Source organism: Actinomycetospora chibensis, from assembly GCF_028737215.1.
GTDB lineage: Bacteria > Actinomycetota > Actinomycetes > Mycobacteriales > Pseudonocardiaceae > Actinomycetospora > Actinomycetospora chibensis.
Map to the genome: position 1 here is coordinate 1 of NZ_JAQZAM010000052.1, position 1,321 is coordinate 1,321.

The window sequence follows — 1,321 nt, forward strand, 5'->3', positions numbered from 1 at the left end:
CAGTGTGCTGTTTCAGGACATAGGCATGGCGTGTCTCAGGACATGCGCATAGCGCAGGTGGTCTTCGTGTCCGATGTCGAAGGCCCGGTTGGTGATCACAGCGGTGGTGGTGGAGGGCCGCTCGCAGAGCGAGGTGGCCCGGGCCTACGGGGTCTCGCAACCGTGGGTGTCGCGGCTGGTGGCCCGCTACGGACTGAGGGCGAGGCCGCGTTCACGCCGCGGTCGCGGCGCCCCGCCCGCTCACCCTCGGCGACCAGCCCTCAGGTGGTGGAGCTGGTGCTGCGGCTCCGCAAGCAGCTCGTCGAGCAGGGCCTCGACGCCGGCGCCCACACCATCTGCTGGCACCTGCGCGAACACCATCAGCACGTCGTGTCGGCGGCGACGGTGTGGCGGATCCTCAACCGCCACGGGCAGATCGTCCCGGCCCCGAACAAGCGGCCCCGCTCCTCCTACCTGCGCTTCGAAGCCGAGCTGCCCAACCAGATGTGGCAGACCGACTTCACCCACTACCGCCTGCCCGGCAGGCGCACTCCAGGCAGTGATGTGGAGGTCCTGAACTTCCTCGACGACCACTCCCGCTACCTGCTCGCCAGCGTCGCCGCCCCCCGGGTCACCGGCGCCCTGGTCGTGGAGGTGTTCCGCGCCGCCATCGCCTGCCACGGCGCCCCGACCAGCGTCCTGTCCGACAACGGCATGGTGTTCACGACCCGCTTCGCCGGCGGCCGAGCCCGCGCCAAGACCCGCAACGGGTTCGAGACCGAGCTCGCCCGCCTCGGGATCGAGCAGAAGAACTCCGCGCCGAACCACCCGCAGACCTGCGGGAAAGTCGAACGCCTGCACCAGACCCAGAAACGCTGGCTTCACGCCCAACCCGACCAACCCACCACGATCACCGCGCTGCAGGTGCTGCTCGAGCGCTTCACCGACGAGTACAACACCCGCCGACCCCACCGCTCCCTGGCCCGACGCACCCCGGCCGCGGCCTACCTCGCCCGACCCAAAGCCACCCCCGGCGGACTCGCTCCCGCCGCGGACTTCCGGGTCCGCCGCGACCGCGTCGACACCTCCGGAGTGGTCACCCTGCGCTTCCACGGCCGCCTGCACCACATCGGCATCGGACGAGCCCACGCCCGAACCCACGTCCTACTGCTCGTCCAGGACCGCGACATCCGCGTCGTCAACGCCACCACCGGCGACCTCATCCGCGAACTGACCCTCGACCCCAGCCGCGACTACCAACCCCTCCGAAACAGCCCCACACAGCAAGAAACCCCGAACCCATGAGGGTTCGGGGCTATGCCGATGTCCTGAGACACCACAC

At 69.8% G+C, this 1,321-nt stretch carries 1 protein-coding gene; it reads left to right on the forward strand.

All coding sequences use genetic code 11. The features are described 5' to 3' along the window. The first annotated feature begins 42 nt into the window (after nucleotides 1-42). Nucleotides 43-1,284, forward strand: a complete 1,242-nt coding sequence (locus PH189_RS30250) for a DDE-type integrase/transposase/recombinase (RefSeq protein ID WP_420791507.1) — start codon at nucleotides 43-45, stop codon at nucleotides 1,282-1,284. The last annotated feature ends 37 nt before the right edge of the window (nucleotides 1,285-1,321 follow it).